Genomic DNA, 18182 nt, shown 5'->3' on the forward strand with positions numbered 1-18182 from the left:
CACTATAATGCCAGCTTTGCCGCAGGCTGGGTGGTAAATACGGTTTCCGTTACAGGCTCTGCCTGATACATCGGCGGTGAATATGTAACCCGCCTCGGGCTCCCCTTCCACATGCGCCTTAGCGCAGGAGAAGCAACATGTCAGCGCGTATCGCCACGGTTAGCCGTGACACGCAAGAAACGCAGATCCAGGTCAGCGTGAATCTCGACGGTGAAGGCCGCCTCACTTGCGAAACCGGCGTCCCGTTTCTGGATCATATGCTCGACCAAGTCGCGCGTCACGGGATGATCGATCTCGATATCCATGCCAATGGCGACCTGCACATTGACGATCACCACACGGTGGAAGACTTAGGCATTACCCTCGGCCAGGCGTTTTCAAAAGCCATCGGCGATAAGCGTGGCATCTACCGCTACGGCCACGCCTATGTGCCGCTGGATGAGGCCCTCTCCCGCGTGGTGGTGGATTTTTCCGGCCGCCCCGGTTTGTATATGAACGCCAACTTCACCCGCGATACGATTGGCCGACTGGACACGCAGCTTTTTCAGGAATTTTTCCAGGGCTTTGTCAATCACGCTGGCGTCACGCTGCATATTGATAACCTCAAGGGGATCAACGCCCATCACCAAGCCGAGACCATCTTTAAAGCCTTTGGCCGCGCGTTGCGTATGGCGGTAGCGGAAGACCCGCTTATGGCTGGCCAAATGCCCTCGACCAAAGGCTGTTTATAAGGAGCGCTTTATGACTATTGCCGTCATCGACTACGGGATGGGCAACCTACACTCTGTGGCCAAGGCGCTGGAGCACGTGACCCATGAAAACGTCGTGATCACCCGCGACCCGCGCCGCATTCTTGGCGCCACCCGCCTGGTGCTACCCGGCCAAGGCGCGATTCGCGACTGCGTGGGCGAGCTTGAACGCACCGAGCTACGCGGATTGGTGGAAGATATACTCGCGCGCCAAGGCAAGCCACTATTAGGCATCTGCGTGGGCCAGCAGATGCTGCTGGAACACAGTGAAGAGAACGGCGGCGTTGAGTGTCTGGGCGTGTTCAAGGGTGAAGTACGCCGCTTTCCTGCCGATATGCGCGATGATCGCGACCAACGCCTGAAAGTGCCTCACATGGGCTGGAACTTGGTCGAGCAGCACCACGAGCACCCCATATGGGAAGGCATCGACAACCAAGAGCACTTCTACTTCGTGCACAGTTTTTATGTCGACGCGACCAATGACGCCGAGGTATTCGGCACCACCCAGTATGGCAAGGTGAACGCGCACGTCGCGATTGGGCGTGAATCGACCTTCGCCGTGCAGTTCCACCCGGAAAAAAGCTCCCGCGCGGGCCTGCGCCTGCTGCAGAACTTCGTCACCTGGACGCCTTAAATCATACGGACGCCTTAAAGGATCACATCATGCTAGTCATTCCCGCGATCGACTTAAAAGACGGTCAGTGCGTACGCTTGAAGCAAGGCCGCATGGAAGACGCCACCTCCTATGGCGATGACCCGGTGGCCATGGCCGCCCGCTGGGTAGACGCCGGTGCCCGTCGTCTACACTTAGTCGATCTCAACGGCGCCTTTGAAGGTAAGCCGGTGAACGGTGACGCCGTGACCGCCATCGCCCGCGCCTACCCCGACCTTCCGATTCAGATCGGCGGCGGCATCCGCAGCGCGACGACCATCGAGCACTACCTTGAGGCAGGCGTCTCCTACGTGATTATCGGCACCAAGGCGGTGAAGGAGCCCGACTTCGTGGGGGAAATGTGCCGCGCCTTCCCTGGGCATGTGATTGTCGGTCTCGACGCCAAAGACGGCTATGTCGCCACAGACGGCTGGGCCGAAGTCTCCACCATCAAAGCCACCGAGCTTGCCAAGCGCTTTGCTGACGATGGCGTCTCTTCTATTGTCTACACCGATATCGCCCGCGACGGCATGATGCAGGGCGTCAATGTTGAGGCGACGGCTCAGCTTGCCCGCCACGGCGGCTTGCCGGTCATTGCCTCGGGCGGCGTCACCAACCTCGACGACATCAAAGCGCTGTGCGAAGTCGCTGACAGCGGTATCCTCGGCGCCATTACCGGCCGCGCCATCTACGAAGGCACAATTGATGTCGCCGAGGCGCAGCGCTTAAGTGATCAACTAACGGGCGGAGGGAAGACATCATGAGCCTTGCCAAACGCATTATTCCCTGTCTCGACGTCGACGCTGGCCGTGTGGTCAAAGGCGTTAACTTTATCGGCATCCGCGATGCCGGCGACCCGGTGGAGATCGCCCAGCGCTACAACCAGCAGGGCGCCGACGAGATCACCTTTCTGGATATCACCGCGAGCCACGAAGACCGCGACACCACGGTGGAAATGGTCGAGCGCATCGCCGGCGAAGTGTTCATTCCGCTGACCGTGGGCGGCGGCATTCGCACCTGCGATGATATTCGCACCATGCTCAACGCTGGCGCGGATAAAGTCTCGATCAACACCGCGGCGGTTAATAACCCCGAGTTCGTCCGCGAGGCCTCTGAGCGTTTCGGCAGCCAATGTATCGTCGTGGCCATCGACGCTAAAAAGGTGTCCAAAGAAGGCGAAAAGCCGCGCTGGGAAATCTTCACCCACGGCGGGCGCCGCCCCACTGGGCTTGACGCGGTAAAGTGGGCGAAAAAGATGGTCGAGTTCGGGGCCGGTGAGCTGCTGTTAACCAGCATGGACCGCGACGGCACCAAAATCGGCTTCGACCTCGGCGTCACCCACGCCATTGCCGAAGCCGTTAGCGTGCCGGTGATCGCCTCGGGTGGCGTCGGCAACCTCGACCACCTAGTCGAAGGCGTGATCAAAGGCGGCGCCGACGCGGTACTCGCCGCCAGCATCTTTCACTTCGGCGAATACACCATCCCCGAAGCCAAGCGCTACATGGCCGAACGCGGTATCGAAATGCGGCTGTAAGGCCGTATTTTTCTTTACTCCTCCAGCGACAAGCCGAGGTTGCTGATGCCATCGTTGCGGCCAAGCTGGCGAATCGCTTTGATGGCGTTTTTATCCAAGGGCTCGGCAGCCGCGTCCAGCACGGCATCTTGAAAGTTGTTTTCATCCTCGGTAAGCGGGTGATCGCGGATCAAGAGGGCTAATTTTTGCGCGTCTTCCTCGCCCTCGGTGAGTTCGATAAAGGCGCGCACGCCGGCACGCGAGGTGCGGCTGACATCCAGCACGGCTTCCGGCGCTTCCCCCTGCAACGTATCGAGAATCGACGAGATCGACACGACCGCGTCCAGTGCGCGGCGAGCGCCGAAGCTATCGTCGCCCTCGGGCGGCTCGCACTCGGCCAGCTTCTCCGCTTGGCGGGCGAAGTCGATATTCGCACCGCGCACGCTCAAATGCTCCCACACCAAATCTAAAACGGCGCGCAACGTATGCACATCACCATGGCCGGTAGTCTGGGCGTAGAGGGCGTAGTTGGGTAAAAGCCGCTCACATAGCGCGGCCATAAACGCCTGCTGGGCGTGTAACGACAGCTGCTGGAGTCGCTGATAAAAGCCAAGGGGTTTTGACGCCATGAGGATATCCTGTTGCGGGTAAATATCAGTTGGGGAAAGCCTAACCGATACGGTATTGTCTCACTCCCCTGCCGCCGCGTGCGGTAGGTAAGCGTGTTATGTGCGGCCGGCAAGGAGATTACCATGCATATTCATCTGCTACAGCACGGCCCGGATTACGGCCCCGCCCGGTTAACCGACTGGTTGGCCAGCATGGGCCACAGCTACACCGTGTTTCACCTTTATGACGGCGAATTACCGCCTCGCCCAGGTGATTGCGATGCGTTGATCGTGCTCGACGGCCCGGAGGCGCTGCTCGACGCCCCGCCTACTTGGTACAAGGCCGAAGACAAGCTGATCAACCGCTTACTTGATAGTCAAAAGCCGCTGTTAGGCATAGGCCTAGGCGCTCATTATATTGCCGACGCACTCGGCGCGATAAGCGCGCTCGGCATCTACCCGGAGACCGGCTGGCACACAGTTAGCTTGGCGGACGAAAGCCCCTTCGAGCTGCCCGACACGTTCGATGCCTTTATGTGGCACCGCTACGTGTTCAGCTTACCCGATGGTGCCTTGCCCTTAGGCGGTAGTGCTGCCGCGCCGCTGCAAGGGTTTTCTTGGGACGGGGGGCGCGTAATGGGACTGTTATGCCACCTGGAGGCCTCCCAGGCTGGCGTTAAGCAGCTGATTGACACCCAGCAGGTGCCCGAGGGCCGCGACGACTACACCCAGGCCGATGCCGATATATTTGCCGAGCCTAAACGTTTCGACCGCTTGGCACCGCTGCTCGACCGGGTGTTAAGCCAATGGCTGGGGCACGCCTGAGCGCGCATGACCTTGGCGGTTCGCGGCGTGTTCAGCTTGCCAGTGCTGTGCGGCTTCCCGGCAGCTATCCCAATCACCCACGTGCAGTTCGACCACGCCGGCATCCTGCTGGCGCTTGAGGTGATAGCGATACAGCGGGTCGTAATACTCGGTCAAAAGCGGCGCCAGCCAGGCTTCGTGGGCCTGACGATCACCCCTCTCATGGGCGGCAAACGCCAGTGCTTGCAGGCGTTGTAGGCGCTGCAAACGCGCATCGCCCAAGCGTTTTTTCAACCGCGCCAGCGAGTTGGAAAGCTGCGCTTGCATGCGCTGCCAGCCTTCCTCCGGGCCAAACTGCTCGGCGTAGCCGCGCTCTAAATCGATAATGTAGTCCTGAATAAGCTGCGCTAAGCGCCAGTCGAGCGGCATTTCGATACGTATGCGCGGTGCCTTTTCCATTGCCCGCCAAAACGTCAGCGGCACATTGACGTTACCGATCTGACGCGACTCATCCTCCACCACCAGCGGCCCGGAAAGCGTTAAAAGCCGCTTCGCGAGTGTATGCTCGAAATCGATCTGCGACGGCGGCGGCTCGGGCATACGCCCAAACGCCGAGCCCTTGTGGCGGGCAAAGCCTTCCAGATCGACACCTCCCTCAAGTCGTTGGATCAGCAACGTTTTGGCGCAGCCGGTCAAGCCGCCGAGGATCAGCATTGGCTGCTCGGCGGCACTATCAATGCGCGCCATTAACGCCTGACGCAGCGCTTTCCAACCGCCGTCGATACGCGGCCTCTGAGACCCCGCATCGAAGAGCCAGGTTTGCGCAATCTGCGAGCGCAGCCCGCCGCGAAAGCAGTAGATAATGGCATCGGGATGCTTCTCGACGTAATCTAGCCAGGCTTTCACCCGGGCATCTTTTACGTCACCGCTTACCAGTTGTTCGCCCAGCGCAATCGCTGCGGCTTGGCCGTGCTTTTTATAAGCAATGCCTACCCGGCGACGCTCGTCATCGTCCATCAGCGGCAAATTGACTGCGCCAGGCAGCGCGCCTTGGGCAAACTCCACCGGTGCGCGCACATCAATCAGCGGTTTGCCCGCGCGAACCAGCGCCAGATCGGCGTCAATGCTGGGTAGGTTCAGCCGAGCTATTCGACTCACCCAATCACCTCTATCAGCGCCGGGCCTTCCTGCTTATGCAGCGTGCCAAAGGGCACCAGGTCTACCCCATGCGCTCGGCCAATACGTTCGACGTCGTCCTCCCACGCGGGATCAACGGCGATGAGCAGCCCACCGGAGGTCTGCGGGTCGCAAAGCCATTGCCAGTGCGCCTCGTCCATCGCGGGTAGGCTGTCGCCCAGCGCTTGGCGATTACGCTCACTGCCGCCCGGCACGGCGCCCTGGCGGCGGTACGTTTCCGCTTCGGAAAGCCGTGGCAGGCGGCGAAAATCAATCCGCGCCCGCACGCCGCTGGCGGCGCATATTTCGGTTAAGTGGCCAGCGAGGCCAAAGCCAGTGACATCGGTCATGGCGTTCACGCCTTTCACCTTGCTAAGCGGCACGCCAATATCGTTGGGTTTGAGCATGGTTTCCCGCGCCAAACCTTCATGGCCGGGTTGAACCAACCCGCGTTTTTCCGCGGTGGTGAGCATGCCCACGCCCAGCGGCTTGGTCAGAAAGAGCATATCCCCCGGCTTGGCGCCGCTATTCAGTTTGAGATGTTCCAAATCGATTAACCCGTTGACGGCGAGGCCGAAGATCGGCTCCGGGGCGTCAATCGAATGACCGCCCGCCAGCGCTACGCCCAGTTCGCGGCACACCGCTTGGGCGCCAGCGACCACATCACCGGCGACATCGGCGCCGAGTTTATCCAACGGCCAACCGAGGATGCTCAAGGCCATGACCGGGGTGCCGCCCATGGCGTACACGTCGCTAATGGCATTGATCGCGGCAATACGGCCAAAATCAAACGGATCATCCACGATAGGCATGAAAAAATCAGTGGTCGCGATCATCCCGCGCCCGTCGCCCAAATCGTAAACGGCGGCGTCTTCGCGACCCTCGTTACCCACAATCAGCCGATGACTGCCCGCTGGCCGGCCCGCCTTGGCCAGAATGCCGTCGAGTACATCGGGAGCGATCTTGCAGCCGCAGCCGGCCCCGTGGCTGTATTGCGTTAAGCGAATGCTGTTCATGGTGTTTCTCCTTGAGCGGGTCGGTTTATCCTCAGTCTAACGTAGTCCGCGGTGACCTACAGCGCCTCCAACGCATCCGAGAGCTTATCCACGGGAATGACCTCCATCCCCGGCAGCGCTTGTTTGGGGGCGTTAGCGCGCGGAACGATAGCGCGCTGAAAGCCGTGTTTGGCCGCCTCGGCGATGCGCTCCTGGCCGCTGGGTACCGGGCGAATCTCGCCGGAAAGCCCCACCTCACCAAACACCACCAGTTCTTTAGGCAGTGCGCGGTTTTGCAGACTCGAAACGACCGCAAGCAGCACCGCGAGATCGGCGCTGGTTTCGAGCACTTTGACGCCGCCGACCACATTCAAAAACACGTCCTGATCGCCGGTAAAAAGCCCGCCGTGGCGGTTGAGCACCGCCAGCAGCATCGCTAGGCGATTGGGGTCGAGCCCCACCGCCACGCGGCGCGGATTGCCCAGCGCGGATTCATCCACCAGCGCCTGAACTTCCACCAGAATCGGCCGCGTGCCTTCCCACACCACCATCACCAGGCTGCCCGGCGCCTGCTCTTCGTTACGGGAGAGAAAGATCGCGCTGGGGTTCTTCACCTCTTTCAGTCCCTGCTCCAGCATGGCGAACACGCCCAGCTCGTTGACCGCGCCAAAGCGATTTTTTTGCCCGCGCAGGGTGCGAAAGCGCGAATCGGCACCGCCTTCGAGCAACAACGAGGCGTCAATCATATGCTCCAGCACCTTAGGTCCGGCTAGACTGCCGTCCTTGGTGACATGGCCCACTAACAGCAACACCGTGTTGCTCTGCTTGGCAAAACGCGTCAGCGCAGCGGCGGACTCGCGCACCTGCGCCACGCCGCCGGGGGCAGAGCTAACGTCTTCCAGGTGCATGGTTTGAATCGAGTCGATCACCAGAATCTCGGGCTTTTCGCGCTCGGCCACGGCGAGAATCGTTTCGATGCTGGTTTCGGCCAGCATCTTAAGCCCTTGGGTAGGGAGCTGTAGGCGATGCGCGCGCATCGCCACTTGCGACAGCGACTCCTCGCCGGTTACGTAGAGGATACGCCGCTGCTGGGCGAGTTTGCAGGCAGTTTGAAGTAACAGCGTGGACTTGCCCGCGCCTGGATGACCGCCAAGCAGCACCGCCGAGCCGGGCACCAATCCACCGCCGAGCACGCGGTCGAACTCGCCGAAGGTGGAGCTCATGCGTGGCACTTCGCTCAAATCGACGCTGGCAAGGTCCACCACCTCGCGCGAGAGTGCGCCGGAATAGCCCGCACGCCCTGACGGTGAACCGGAGGCACTGCCGGCGCCGGGGCGCGCCGGCGCTAAGCGAACTTCCGTCAGTGTATTCCATTCCTGACAGCTACCACACTGTCCCTGCCACTTGCGGTACTCGGCGCCGCATTCGGTACATACAAAAGCGCTTTTGGCTTTAGCCACCGCTTTCTCCTTTCTTTATGGTGGTTGCCGCTCACGCAGAGCCTGTCACTCTTCGACACGCCCAGGATGATAAGTGTTAGAGCCGTTCACTCTGAGCCTGTCGAAGAATGAGATTTGGACCGCACATGCAAAAGGCGGCCGAAGCCGCCTTGTCATCCACTTTCGGGACGGTGCGTTAGGATTGGCGCTCCAACCGCAGCATTTCGCCGTTTTCAAAGCGACGACGCTCAGGATCGATCAGCTCAAGCGTTTGCGGATCAATACGCAGGAAGTAATAGATCTGGCCTTCACCATCAGGCGTTAGCTCATAGACCGTGGCATCCGGATCAGACGGCGTACCGCTTAGCACTTCCCAATTACCGGCGTAATTCTCATCGGGTGGATTTTGTGGGTGGTTACGGTAGGTTGCATTCAAGGTAAACGTGCGCGCTTCGGCTGGGTCCATCTCTTCGCCGTTCATGACGACATCAAGATCGATGCCATCACAGTTGCGGCATGGCAGCGTGCCCTGGTAGTTAGCCTCGGTACTCTCAGCGACGTCTTCTCCGCTTTGATCCATCGGGCCGGCGGCACAGCCCGCTAATAAAGCCAGCATAGCGGAACCGGCCAACAAGCTTTTTAGCGACATTGTCTTCAAATACATGGCGTCTCTCCTTTACATGCATGGATGTTGAGCGTGTACTGATCATCGCATTTATTGCGCTTAAGACAGCATACCCCCTACAAAGTGCAACGCCCACCCCAATCACCGAGCAGTGCTTGCGCTTTCCCCACCGCCAAGCGACCATGAGGGCTATCGATTCACACGCGTCAGGATACGCTCATGAGCCAATTTTGGAGCCCCGCCGTTCAAGCGCTAACGCCTTATGTGCCGGGCGAGCAGCCCGCTGAACGGGTCATCAAGCTAAACACTAACGAAAACCCCTACCCGCCTGCGCCGGGCGTGGGCAAGGTGCTACGCGAGTTCGCCACTGATCACCTACGCCTTTACCCCGACCCCACCTCACAGGCGCTTCGCGCAGCCCTGGCCGAGAGCTTCGGCGTAGAAACCCAGCAGGTATTCGCCGGAAACGGCTCGGATGAAGTGCTGGCTTTCGCCTTTCAGGCGTTTTTTTGCCACGGCGCACCGCTCGATGTGCCGACGATTACCTATAGCTTCTATCCGGTGTACGCCAAGCTTTACGGCGTTGAGTTGCGCCAGCACCCGCTCAACGAACAGTGGGAAGTCGACCTTGACGCGCTAGCCGAGGCGTCTTCGCGCAGCGGGGTGATTTTCGCCAACCCCAACGCCCCGACCGGCCACGCGCACTCGCTTGCCACACTAGAAGCGCTACTTGAGCGAGTCACCGACCGCGTCGTGCTGATTGATGAAGCCTACGTGGATTTCGGTGCTGAAAGCGCGGTCGCCCTGACTCAGCGCTACCCCAACCTACTCGTGACCGGCACGTTTTCCAAATCACGCAGCCTCGCGGGCATCCGTTTAGGCTACGCAGTGGGCTCGCGTGAGCTGATCGAAGGCCTTGAGCGGGTGAAAGACTCGTTTAATTCCTACCCGGTGGATAGCCTCGCGAACTGCGTAGGCATCGCCGCGCTTGAGGATCCCGCACACTTCGAGGCCTGCCGCGAGCGCGTGATCACCTCCCGCGAGCGCACCCGAAGCCGCCTCGAAACCTTAGGCTTTGACGTGCTGCCCTCCAAGGCCAACTTTGTGCTCGCACAGCACCCTGCGTTCGACGGCGCGCAGCTTTTCGCCGGGCTACGCGAGCGCGGCATTCTGGTGCGCCACTTTAATAAAGCGGGGCTTGAGAACTTCCTGCGCATCACCATCGGCACCGACGACGAGATGGATAGCCTGATAGAGGCGCTGGAAACGCTGATTCGCTAAACCGGCACCCACTCATTGGCTAATTGCTCACGGATCAGCTCGCCCAGGCGCCGGGCGGGCTCTGAGGGCCTGTGCGGCGCCCAGTGCAACGCCAGCTCAATCGAAGGCAGCGCGGGCAAGCCGCTGGTTTCATCCAACGGCTTAAGGGTGGGTTTCAGCATGCTGCGCGTGACCACCGCAATGGCCAATCCCGCCATGACCACCGGCGCCAAGCCACTCATGGATTGGCTGGTGTAGGCAACTCGCCACTGGCGCCCGGCATTTTGCAGCGCCTGCTCCGCGACTTCGCGAAACACATCCGCCCCCGGCGTATAAAGCGCCAACGGCAGCGGATCACTGAGAAGCGGCTGATGACTCAACCCCACGGCCCAATAAAGCGGCTCGCGGCGAATCACCTCCCCGCCCGGCGAACGACGTTGGCGGGTCACCAGCGCTACGTCCATCTCGGCGTTTTTAACCCGCTCGACCAAATCCGCGCTAGTGCCGCAAACCACTTCCAAGCCTACGCTGGGGTAAAGCTGGTGGAAGTAAGAAAACACCGACGGCAGCAGCAGCGCGTAATCTTCGGGTATTCCGAGTGTCAGCTCACCGCTGACCTGGCGCGCCTGCATATCGCGCCACGCTTCTTCATTAAGCGCTAACAGCTTGCGCGCGTGGGTAATAAGTCGCTCTCCCTCGGCGGTAAAACGCACGCGCCGCCCTTCCCGCTCGTGCAGCACGAGACCTAACTGCGCTTCCAAGCGCTTCAGCTGCATGCTCACTGTGGATTGCGTATAAGCAAGCCGTTTTGCCGCCGCCGTCACACTGCCGGTATCCGCGATGGCCACCAGTGTACGCAGCAGCGTCAGGTCAAACGTTGGCGCCCGCATTCATCATACTCCTTGATGATTTTGATCATAAATAATCGTTTTTGTGATGTGTAGAGACTGAGTATGCTGCCGGCAGGTTAACGCAATCAAGGAGAACACGGATGCAACTTGCCCACTTTATACCAGCGCGCCATCTCGGCATTCCTGCCGCGCTGATCGCGGTTGCACTGTGGAGCTCAGCGCCGCTACTGGCCGAACAGGCGCGTAGCGTTTCGCCATTAAGTCTCACAACGCTCACCTTGTTTGCCGGCGCCTTAGCGACCCTACCGCTAAGCCGTCGCACGTCGACCACCCACTTAAACCTCGGCTGGTGCTTGAGTGTATGGCTGGGTGTGCCGCTGTTGATCTTAGGCGCCGTTGGCAGCTACTTCATCGGCATGCGCATCGCGCCTGCCGCCGAGGCGGCGCTGATCACTTATACGTGGCCAGTGCTGTTTGTGCTGCTCAGCCAGTGGACGCGCCTGGGCCGCATTCGGCTAAAAAGCCTAACCGGCGCGCTGATCGCCTTTAGCGGGGCCGCGCTATTGCTGACGCCACAGGCAAACGCCATCGCCCCGCTAGCCTCACTGCCCGGTTACGGTTTTGCGCTGCTGGCCGCGCTGTGCTGGGCGCTCTATTCTTGGCTCGGCCAGGCTGCGCCCATTGCACTCACCCCGCAGCTGCCTCGCCTTCTGCTGACGGCCGCCTTCATGAGTGGCGCTGCCACCCTGTGGCTTGAAGGGAGTATCACGCTGCCGGATCAGACCGCGCTAGCGGCAGGTATCGCGCTGGGGCTGGGCCCTTTTGGTATTGCCATGGTGGCGTGGGATAAAGCGCTGCGCCAAGGGCAGGCCAGTGTCGTGGGAAGCCTCGCCTACGGCGTACCGCTGCTCGCGGCCGCACTGTTAGTAATCGCCGGCATTAGCCCGCTTGATTGGCGGTTGCCACTTGCCGCTCTGCTGGTCATCGCCGGTTGCATACAGGCGAGCCGCTAGGCCCCAGCGAATCGTGTTATCGACGGGCACGTGGTTTTTGTGGCAGTTTATCTTCCTGAAAATGCCTTGCATGCTAACCGCCACTCTTTGAGGAGACACACCGGGTGCCCCGCCAGCGATTGATCTCGTGGTTTTTCTATCTCAACCTTGCCCTGATTGCCGCCTTGCTGGGCTACAAGGCCTACCTGAATTTTTTCGAGCAAGACTTTCCCGGTGATCATGCCACTCAAGTCAGCGCCATCGAGTCGCTCCTGGCCGAGCGTGAGCAGTACCGCTTCGCGGTGTTAGGCAATATCAATAATTCGGTCGGCATTTTTGAGCGCAAGATTATTCCGCGCCTCAACCAGGAAGGATATGACTTCGTCATCTCGGCGGGCAATGCCGTCGCCAGCGGCGGCGAGGATAAATACCGCGCGCTGTTCGGCACGCTAAATTACCTGGAAATGCCTTACCTATTAACCTTTGGCCCACACGAAGAGAGTCGCCTTGGCGGCTTTCGCTTTTATGACTATTTTGGCCCTTACCACTTTAGCTTTGCCGCTGGAAAAAACCGTTTCACCTTTATTGATAGCACCGGCACCACCAGCTTCAGCTGGCAAACGCGCTGGTTAAAAGAAGTGCTCGCCGCAGGCGAACCGAATCAGTTTCTGTTCAGCGCCCATCCGTTCTACCCGGTGGATCGTTCCGGACTTTTCGGCCTGGAAGATGACGACGACTACCTAATCGACGAAACTGCACGCCAAGCGTTCACCCGCCTGATCGAACAGGCTGGCGTGGATACGGTATTCTCTTCTCAGGTACCGCTCTTTGATCGCCAGCGCCATGGCGGCAGCGACTACATCGTCACCGGTGGCGCCGGTGGGCTCGTGCTCAATGACGAAGAGAGCTATCACCACTTTGTCTCGGTTAGCGTTGAGGGCGATGAGGTTCAGGTCAGCGAGCAGCGCCTGGATATCGGTCAGCACGCCATCTGGCGCACGCTGGAGAGTTTATGGTTTTTCATCTACTCGCTGTTTTATGTCGGCTACTTAAACTTCATTCTGATTGTATCGACATTCGTTGCCATCGCACTTTGGCTATACAAGCGCATTTTCACTGACAAGGATTACTACCCCGATTTCGATATCGACCCGGACGCCGGTAGCGACACACCGTTAAACGTGGCCATGTTCACCAATAACTACCTACCCTTTATTGGCGGCGTACCGATCTCCATCGAGCGCTTAAAACGCGGCCTGACCGAGCTTAATAACACCGTGCTGGTTGTTGCTCCGCGCTATCCGCAACAGACAGCCAGTAAAGAAAACGATGTGCTGCGGCTGGCCCCGCTTTTGCCGCTGGGCAGCCACAAAGAGTTTCGTCTGGCGAATATTTTCTCTTGGCGCATGCTCAAACGCGTGCGCGCCTTTGCCCCGCAGGTGATTCACGTTCACCACCCGTTCTGGCTCGGCCGCGCCGGGCAGCTTTTGGGCCGACTATTGCGGGTGCCGGTGGTGTACACCTACCACACCCGCTTGGAACATTACGCCCATTATGTGCCGCTACCAGGGCCGCTGTTTCGCAATTTGATTTCCCACGCGCTGGTCAAGCGCTTTGCCAACGGCTGCGATGCAGTGATTGTGCCCACCAGCTCCGCCGAGGAGTACCTGCGCATCATCGGGGTGAAACAACCGATTTTTGTCCAGCCGACGGGTATCGAGTACGCAAGGTTTGCCGACACTGACAGCGCCAGGCTAGCCACTCTGCGCCAGCGCTACCGGCTTCAGGGAAAGCGCGTCCTGGTATCGATTTCACGCCTAAGTAAAGAGAAGAACATCGACTTTATGCTCGATGGGTTGGTGCTTTTACGCGATAGCAGCCCGCACAACTTTCATTTACTCCTGCTAGGCGAAGGTCATGATCGCGACCGGCTACAGGCGCGCATCGAGGCGCTAGGGCTTCGCGAGCACGTCACGCTGGTCGGTGCCGTCCCACCCGGCGAGGTGGCACACTATTGCCACTTGGCCGAGCTGTTCGTGTTCGCCTCACGTTCGGAAACCCAGGGTATGGTGGTACTCGAAGCCATGGCGGCGGGGCTACCGGTGGTGGTGATTCGCTCCAGCGGCATTGAGGATATCGTTGCCCACGGCGTCAACGGCTACAAAACCGGACCCGACCCGCAAGCCTGGAGCCAGCGTATCGACGACATTCTCAGCGATGACGCGCTTAAAGCACGGATGAGCGGACAAGCCTCAGGCTGCGCTGCCGAGCATCGCATCGAGAAGTTTGCCACCGCAGTCCTGCGTGTTTACCGCTACGTCATCGAGGCGCGACGTAAGAAGCGCGCTGGCTAGCGCTCAGGAATACAAATTTACCGCGTAGCCTTGGCGCCATTGACCCAGGCGTAAACGTCTTCGCGGTGGTAGTCGATAAACCCCGCTCGCTGGTAAAGGCGACAAGCGGGGAGGTTCGTCGCGTCAACCGACAACAGTACGCGTTCGACACCGGCCGCTTGCGCTTGGCCAAACGCCGCATTCAGCAGTTGCTCGCCTAGCCGGTAGCCACGCCAGGACGGCAACAACGCCATCAGCATCAGCTCCCAGGCATCGGCCGCTGGCCGCGGCGCCAGCAACAGAACACCAGCGGTTTCCGGCGTTTTGTCACGCCACGCCGCATGCACGACATACCAATTCGCCGCCGCGTACGCATCCTGCTGATAAAAACCGGCAATTAACGCCTCGGTACCGAGTGCCTCGCGCAGGGCGACACAATCCATGGAATCGACTTGCACGGCGCTGATTAGTGCGTGTTGCTCCTCATGTGCCAGCGTGGCCCACGGCACCAAGGTGATAGCCGGTGACGGCTTTTCGGAAAGCCGTGTTTTGGCCGGTGCGACCAGGTAGCGCAGTGGTGCAATCAGCTGCATGCCAGCACCCTCAAGCAGTACCACGCGCGTGCGCTGCTCTGGGCTAATCACCGTATGGCAAAGCGTCAAGGCGCGCTCGGCTACCCACTGCTGCGCCACGCGCAAAAGCGCCTGGGCGGTAGCGTCCTCTTCAGCGGGCTGCCACAGCTGCGCCATATTGCCCGGCAGCGGTTGCACCCAGGTCGCGCCACAGAGCATGTCGTTTTGGCCATCGCTAACGCATTCGGCGATAAAAAGCCCGGCCCAATCCGGCGCCTGCTGCGCCAGCTGAATGTCCACCGCTTCCGCCAGCGCCTGCCACCTTGACGCATCATGCGCCGCCGCTAGCCGCTGTAGCGCTTCATGGCGGCGGTGAGGCGGGCATGGGCGCACCGCGACGTGACGTGTTTGCATTTCCCTTCTCCTAGCGGTGTTTTTTGCCGCGGCGCCTTGAATCCCGGCGCCGGCGCCTGCATATCCTAGCTAAATTTCCTGTTTCCAGAGTGATCTCATGTCAATTATTGATCCGCGTACCGGTGAGGCGTTAACCGCCCCGATTGAGTCAGACGACGCTGCCAGCGCGCAAGCCTCCCCCGAGAGCGCGCCGACGGGCGGCGACGTGCGCCGCGAAGACGTCATTATTGACCTCGACGCTAGTAATATTCAGCAGGTGCTGGAGGCCTCAATGCAAGTCCCAGTGCTGTTGGACTGCTGGGCGCCGTGGTGCGAGCCATGCAAAAACCTGATGCCGGTGCTGGAAAAGCTCGCCGTCGAGTACGCCGGTGCCTTTCTCCTCGCCAAGCTCGACGTGGAAGCCAACCCGGAAATCTCCGGGCAACTCGGCGTACGCTCGGTACCCGATGTGAAGCTCGTTAGCCAAGGCGGCTTGGTGGATAGCTTCCAAGGAGCGCTGCCGGAGAAAGAGATTCGCGAGTGGCTCGGCCGTTATTTCCAAGCCCCCGCCGATGCGCCACCCTCCCCCGAAGAGCAGGCTGAAGAGTCTCTGAAGGCCGGCGACGCCGCCACGGCGCGGGAAATTTATCAGACCTTGACCAGCCAGTACCCGGAGCATTACGCCTATCAAGTCAGCCTGGCCAACGCCTTGGTGGCCGAAGGACGCAGCGATGAAGCCCACAGTGTGCTGGATAACCTGCCGCCGGAAGAGCGCGACGCAGCGCCCGCCCGTGGCGTGCGCGCCAGCATCACGTTTGGCGAGCAGGCACTTTCCCACGATGAAATTGCCGCCTTGGGTGAGCGCGACGATAGCGAAGCACAGTTCCAGCGCGCGCTGCGCCACGTCGCCGACGGTGACTACGAAACGGGCCTGGAAGCCTTGCTGGCGCTAATGAAGAGCGACCGTGCTTACGGCGACGACGCTGCGCGCAAGACGCTTTTACAGGTCTTCGACGCGCTGGGGGCCGATCATCCGCTGACCGTCGCCTATCGCCGCAAGCTGTTTGCGCTGCTTTACTAAACCGCTGCGGATTGATCGATTCCTTACAGCGTGGGGCTGACAATCGGCCCCGCCTGAAGGCAGTCGCGCAAGGTTAGCAACGCACGGCGCAACGTGTCTCGATCCCGAGCCGCTCCCAGGCATAAACGTATGGCCTGCGGAGCGACGGCATTACCCACACAAAAAGGTTCCGCACTGGTGACCAACACGCCGTGAGATTTCAGCTGTTCGCTAAAGGCCACCGCACGAAATCCCTCCGGAAGCATCAACCATAGGTTGCTGCCGCCTTTTCGTGCCTGAAGGGTAAAGCCTGTCAACACGTCAGCGGCCAGCGCCTGACGCGCTTTTAGCTCCTCATTCTGCCAAGCCAGCACCTCCCTTGCCGATGCCTGCGTTACCCAGTGACAGGCGACGTCCACCAGTAGCGGAGGCACCATCCAGTTTTGGGCGCGCAGTGCCTGAGTCAAACGCTCTAGAAGCGCCTGTGGAGTTCGCAACACGCCGATTCGCAGGCCACCGGCCAACACCTTGGCCGTGCTGAATACAAACAGCGTGCGTTCAGGTGCCAGGTGGTAAAGCGGTGTCAAACGCTCGCTAGCGGGCAAGTACTGCACCGCATCTTCCAGTAGCCAGACGTCATATTCGCGGGCGAGCGCCACAATGGCCTCGCGGCGCTCAAGACTCAGCGTCACGCCTGTGGGGTTATTTTGATCCGGCGTCAGATACAACAGACGCGGCGGCTGACGCTCGCACTGAGCTTTGAGCGCCTCAACACTCATGCCGTCATCATCGAAGGGAATACCCACCAGTTTGAGGTGCGACTGCCGCGCGGCGCTCATCAGCCCTGGGTAAGTCAAAGCATCCGCGGCCACTAGCTCCCCCGGGCGCAACAACCCTTGCAGGCTGAGTTGTACGCCGTGCTGCCCACCCTGAGTCAGCAATAATTCATCGGCCGAGAGATCAAAACCCAGGGTTGCCAACCATTCGCTGAATACCTGGCGCTGCGCCGTACTGCCCTGCGCTGGCTGGTAGCTCACGCCTCTATTGAGGGCTTCTTGGGATTGGCCGACCACGGCCAGGGCAGACGCCAAGCCTTGCTGGCGCAAGGGATGCGGTGGCGGCAGACTCAGGCTTAAATCAATGTGAGCATCGTCGTTTTCCGTTTCCACATGTGGCATCTGAAACGTCGTCGCCTCATGGCGTCCCATGACATAGGTACCGCTGCCCACCTTCGCCGTCACCCAGCCATGACGTTCGGCTTCCGCATAACCCCGCGTTACCGTGCCAATAGTCACGCCTAACGCATCCGCCAGATGCCGCTGGGGCGGCAATTTTTCGCCGGGCTGCAGCGTCGCTGCGTTAATCGCATCGCCAATCGCCGCCGCAATGGCGCGATACCGCGAGCCTGAATACGCTTCCAGGTTAGGAACCCAAATTGTCATGGTGACAATAAAACCTTTGACGTTAAATTTAGCGCGATTATGCTTTAAAAGAGCCGCAATTGCAGCCTAAAACACAAAAATTGTATGGGTACAAAAAAATGAGCAGTCAATGGGTGATACTTGGCCCCGCCGCGCTTTACATGATGTCGATGACGCTAACGCCGGGCCCTAACAACCTGATGCTAACCGCATCCGGGGCGAATTTTGGTTTCCGTCGTACGCTGCCGCACCTGTTCGGCATTGTCGGCGGCTGCTTTTTGTTGTTTGCCGGTGTGGCGATGGGGCTGGGTGTACTGTTTGAGCAGTACCCGAGCCTGCAGCAGACGCTGCGCTGGCTAGGCAGTGCCTACCTGCTTTATCTGGCGTGGAAAATTGCCACGGCGCCCCCTCCCGACCTGCGTGATGACGCCACCCGGCGCCCGCTCACTTTCTGGCAGGCCGCGCTGTTCCAGTTTGCCAACCCCAAAGCGTGGGTGATGGGGCTGGCGCTGATCGCTGGCTTTCTTCCCGCCAACGGCGACGCCTGGCTCAATGCGCTACTGCTGGTGGGATTTGCCGAACTCGTTGCCCTGCCTTGCTGCGCATTATGGGCAGCGTTCGGTAGCGTTATCGGGCAAAAAATCCGCACCGACCGCGCCTGGCGTCGCTTCAATGTCACCATGGGCGCGTTAACCGCCGCCTGTGTTTGGATGATTCTGGCATAAAAGCATCGATCCAT

At 60.1% G+C, this 18182-nt stretch carries 18 protein-coding genes; 10 read left to right on the forward strand and 8 right to left on the reverse strand.

Going from position 1 to position 18182, the window contains the following annotated elements; genetic code table 11:
• Window positions 1-137: 137 nt before the first annotated feature.
• From hisB to hisF, 4 genes are read left to right on the forward strand one after another with little or no spacing between them, the layout of a single operon-like run.
• Window positions 138-731, forward strand: coding sequence for an imidazoleglycerol-phosphate dehydratase HisB (hisB, locus tag HZS81_RS07075; protein ID WP_179929848.1), 594 nt, complete (start codon window positions 138-140; stop codon window positions 729-731).
• A 10-nt stretch (window positions 732-741) separates the two neighbouring features.
• Window positions 742-1383 (forward strand): imidazole glycerol phosphate synthase subunit HisH, encoded by a 642-nt coding sequence (gene hisH / locus HZS81_RS07080; protein ID WP_179929849.1) that lies wholly within the window; start codon window positions 742-744, stop codon window positions 1381-1383.
• A 29-nt stretch (window positions 1384-1412) separates the two neighbouring features.
• Window positions 1413-2165 carry a 1-(5-phosphoribosyl)-5-[(5-phosphoribosylamino)methylideneamino]imidazole-4-carboxamide isomerase gene (hisA, locus tag HZS81_RS07085; protein WP_179929850.1) on the forward strand — a complete coding sequence of 251 codons (753 nt, stop codon included), beginning with the start codon at window positions 1413-1415 and terminating at the stop codon, window positions 2163-2165.
• Window positions 2162-2935, forward strand: a complete 774-nt coding sequence (hisF, locus tag HZS81_RS07090; RefSeq protein WP_179929851.1) for an imidazole glycerol phosphate synthase subunit HisF — start codon at window positions 2162-2164, stop codon at window positions 2933-2935. Before hisA ends, hisF begins: the two co-directional genes overlap by 4 nt.
• A gap of 14 nt (window positions 2936-2949) precedes the next feature.
• On the opposite strand, the gene HZS81_RS07095 is transcribed toward hisF, so the two are convergent.
• The gene (locus HZS81_RS07095) at window positions 2950-3543 is read right to left on the reverse strand and encodes a YjaG family protein (protein ID WP_179929852.1); all 594 of its coding nucleotides are present in this window, start codon (window positions 3541-3543) and stop codon (window positions 2950-2952) included.
• 123 nt (window positions 3544-3666) lie between these two features.
• On the opposite strand from HZS81_RS07095, the gene HZS81_RS07100 reads away from it, so the two are divergent.
• Entirely contained in the window at window positions 3667-4347 is a 681-nt protein-coding gene (locus HZS81_RS07100) for a type 1 glutamine amidotransferase (RefSeq protein ID WP_179929853.1), read from the forward strand.
• Here the strand turns inward: HZS81_RS07100 and mnmH are convergent.
• The 4 genes from mnmH to HZS81_RS07120 form a co-directional block, all read right to left on the reverse strand.
• Complete coding sequence (gene mnmH, locus HZS81_RS07105; RefSeq protein ID WP_179929891.1) at window positions 4321-5466, reverse strand: tRNA 2-selenouridine(34) synthase MnmH; 1146 nt, start codon at window positions 5464-5466, stop codon at window positions 4321-4323. The genes HZS81_RS07100 and mnmH overlap by 27 nt on opposite strands.
• Before the next feature lie 14 nt (window positions 5467-5480).
• Window positions 5481-6518, reverse strand: a complete 1038-nt coding sequence (selD, locus tag HZS81_RS07110; RefSeq protein ID WP_179929854.1) for a selenide, water dikinase SelD — start codon at window positions 6516-6518, stop codon at window positions 5481-5483.
• A 56-nt stretch (window positions 6519-6574) separates the two neighbouring features.
• Entirely contained in the window at window positions 6575-7957 is a 1383-nt protein-coding gene (radA, locus tag HZS81_RS07115; protein ID WP_179929855.1) for a DNA repair protein RadA, read from the reverse strand.
• Between the two features lie 175 nt (window positions 7958-8132).
• A complete protein-coding gene (locus tag HZS81_RS07120; protein WP_179929892.1) occupies window positions 8133-8585 on the reverse strand; it encodes a copper resistance protein NlpE N-terminal domain-containing protein in 453 nt (150 codons plus the stop codon).
• Window positions 8586-8780: 195 nt separating this feature from the next.
• Here HZS81_RS07120 and hisC point away from each other — a divergent pair, with 195 nt between their 5' ends.
• The gene (hisC, locus tag HZS81_RS07125; protein WP_179929856.1) at window positions 8781-9842 is read left to right on the forward strand and encodes a histidinol-phosphate transaminase; all 1062 of its coding nucleotides are present in this window, start codon (window positions 8781-8783) and stop codon (window positions 9840-9842) included.
• Here the strand turns inward: hisC and HZS81_RS07130 are convergent.
• Window positions 9839-10711: a LysR substrate-binding domain-containing protein gene (locus HZS81_RS07130; protein WP_179929857.1), complete on the reverse strand. Its 873-nt coding sequence runs from the start codon at window positions 10709-10711 to the stop codon at window positions 9839-9841. The genes hisC and HZS81_RS07130 overlap by 4 nt on opposite strands.
• 101 nt (window positions 10712-10812) lie before the next feature.
• On the opposite strand from HZS81_RS07130, the gene HZS81_RS07135 reads away from it, so the two are divergent.
• Together HZS81_RS07135 and HZS81_RS07140 are read left to right on the forward strand one after the other, a co-directional pair.
• On the forward strand, window positions 10813-11685 hold the full coding sequence (locus HZS81_RS07135; RefSeq protein ID WP_179929858.1) for a DMT family transporter: 873 nt from the start codon (window positions 10813-10815) through the stop codon (window positions 11683-11685).
• 104 nt (window positions 11686-11789) lie between these two features.
• The gene (locus tag HZS81_RS07140; RefSeq protein ID WP_179929859.1) at window positions 11790-14018 is read left to right on the forward strand and encodes a glycosyltransferase; all 2229 of its coding nucleotides are present in this window, start codon (window positions 11790-11792) and stop codon (window positions 14016-14018) included.
• Between the two features lie 17 nt (window positions 14019-14035).
• On the opposite strand, the gene HZS81_RS07145 is transcribed toward HZS81_RS07140, so the two are convergent.
• A complete protein-coding gene (locus HZS81_RS07145; RefSeq protein WP_179929860.1) occupies window positions 14036-14983 on the reverse strand; it encodes a GNAT family N-acetyltransferase in 948 nt (315 codons plus the stop codon).
• Window positions 14984-15080: 97 nt separating this feature from the next.
• On the opposite strand from HZS81_RS07145, the gene HZS81_RS07150 reads away from it, so the two are divergent.
• A complete protein-coding gene (locus tag HZS81_RS07150; protein ID WP_179929861.1) occupies window positions 15081-16043 on the forward strand; it encodes a tetratricopeptide repeat protein in 963 nt (320 codons plus the stop codon).
• 23 nt (window positions 16044-16066) lie between these two features.
• Here the strand turns inward: HZS81_RS07150 and HZS81_RS07155 are convergent, their stop codons facing one another.
• A complete protein-coding gene (locus HZS81_RS07155) occupies window positions 16067-17464 on the reverse strand; it encodes an aminotransferase-like domain-containing protein (RefSeq protein ID WP_179929862.1) in 1398 nt (465 codons plus the stop codon).
• A 98-nt stretch (window positions 17465-17562) separates the two neighbouring features.
• On the opposite strand from HZS81_RS07155, the gene HZS81_RS07160 reads away from it, so the two are divergent.
• Entirely contained in the window at window positions 17563-18168 is a 606-nt protein-coding gene (locus HZS81_RS07160) for a LysE family translocator (protein WP_179929863.1), read from the forward strand.
• Window positions 18169-18182 lie beyond the last annotated feature (14 nt).

Source organism: Vreelandella salicampi, from assembly GCF_013415105.1.
In the GTDB taxonomy this organism is placed as follows: Bacteria; Pseudomonadota; Gammaproteobacteria; order Pseudomonadales; family Halomonadaceae; genus Vreelandella; species Vreelandella salicampi.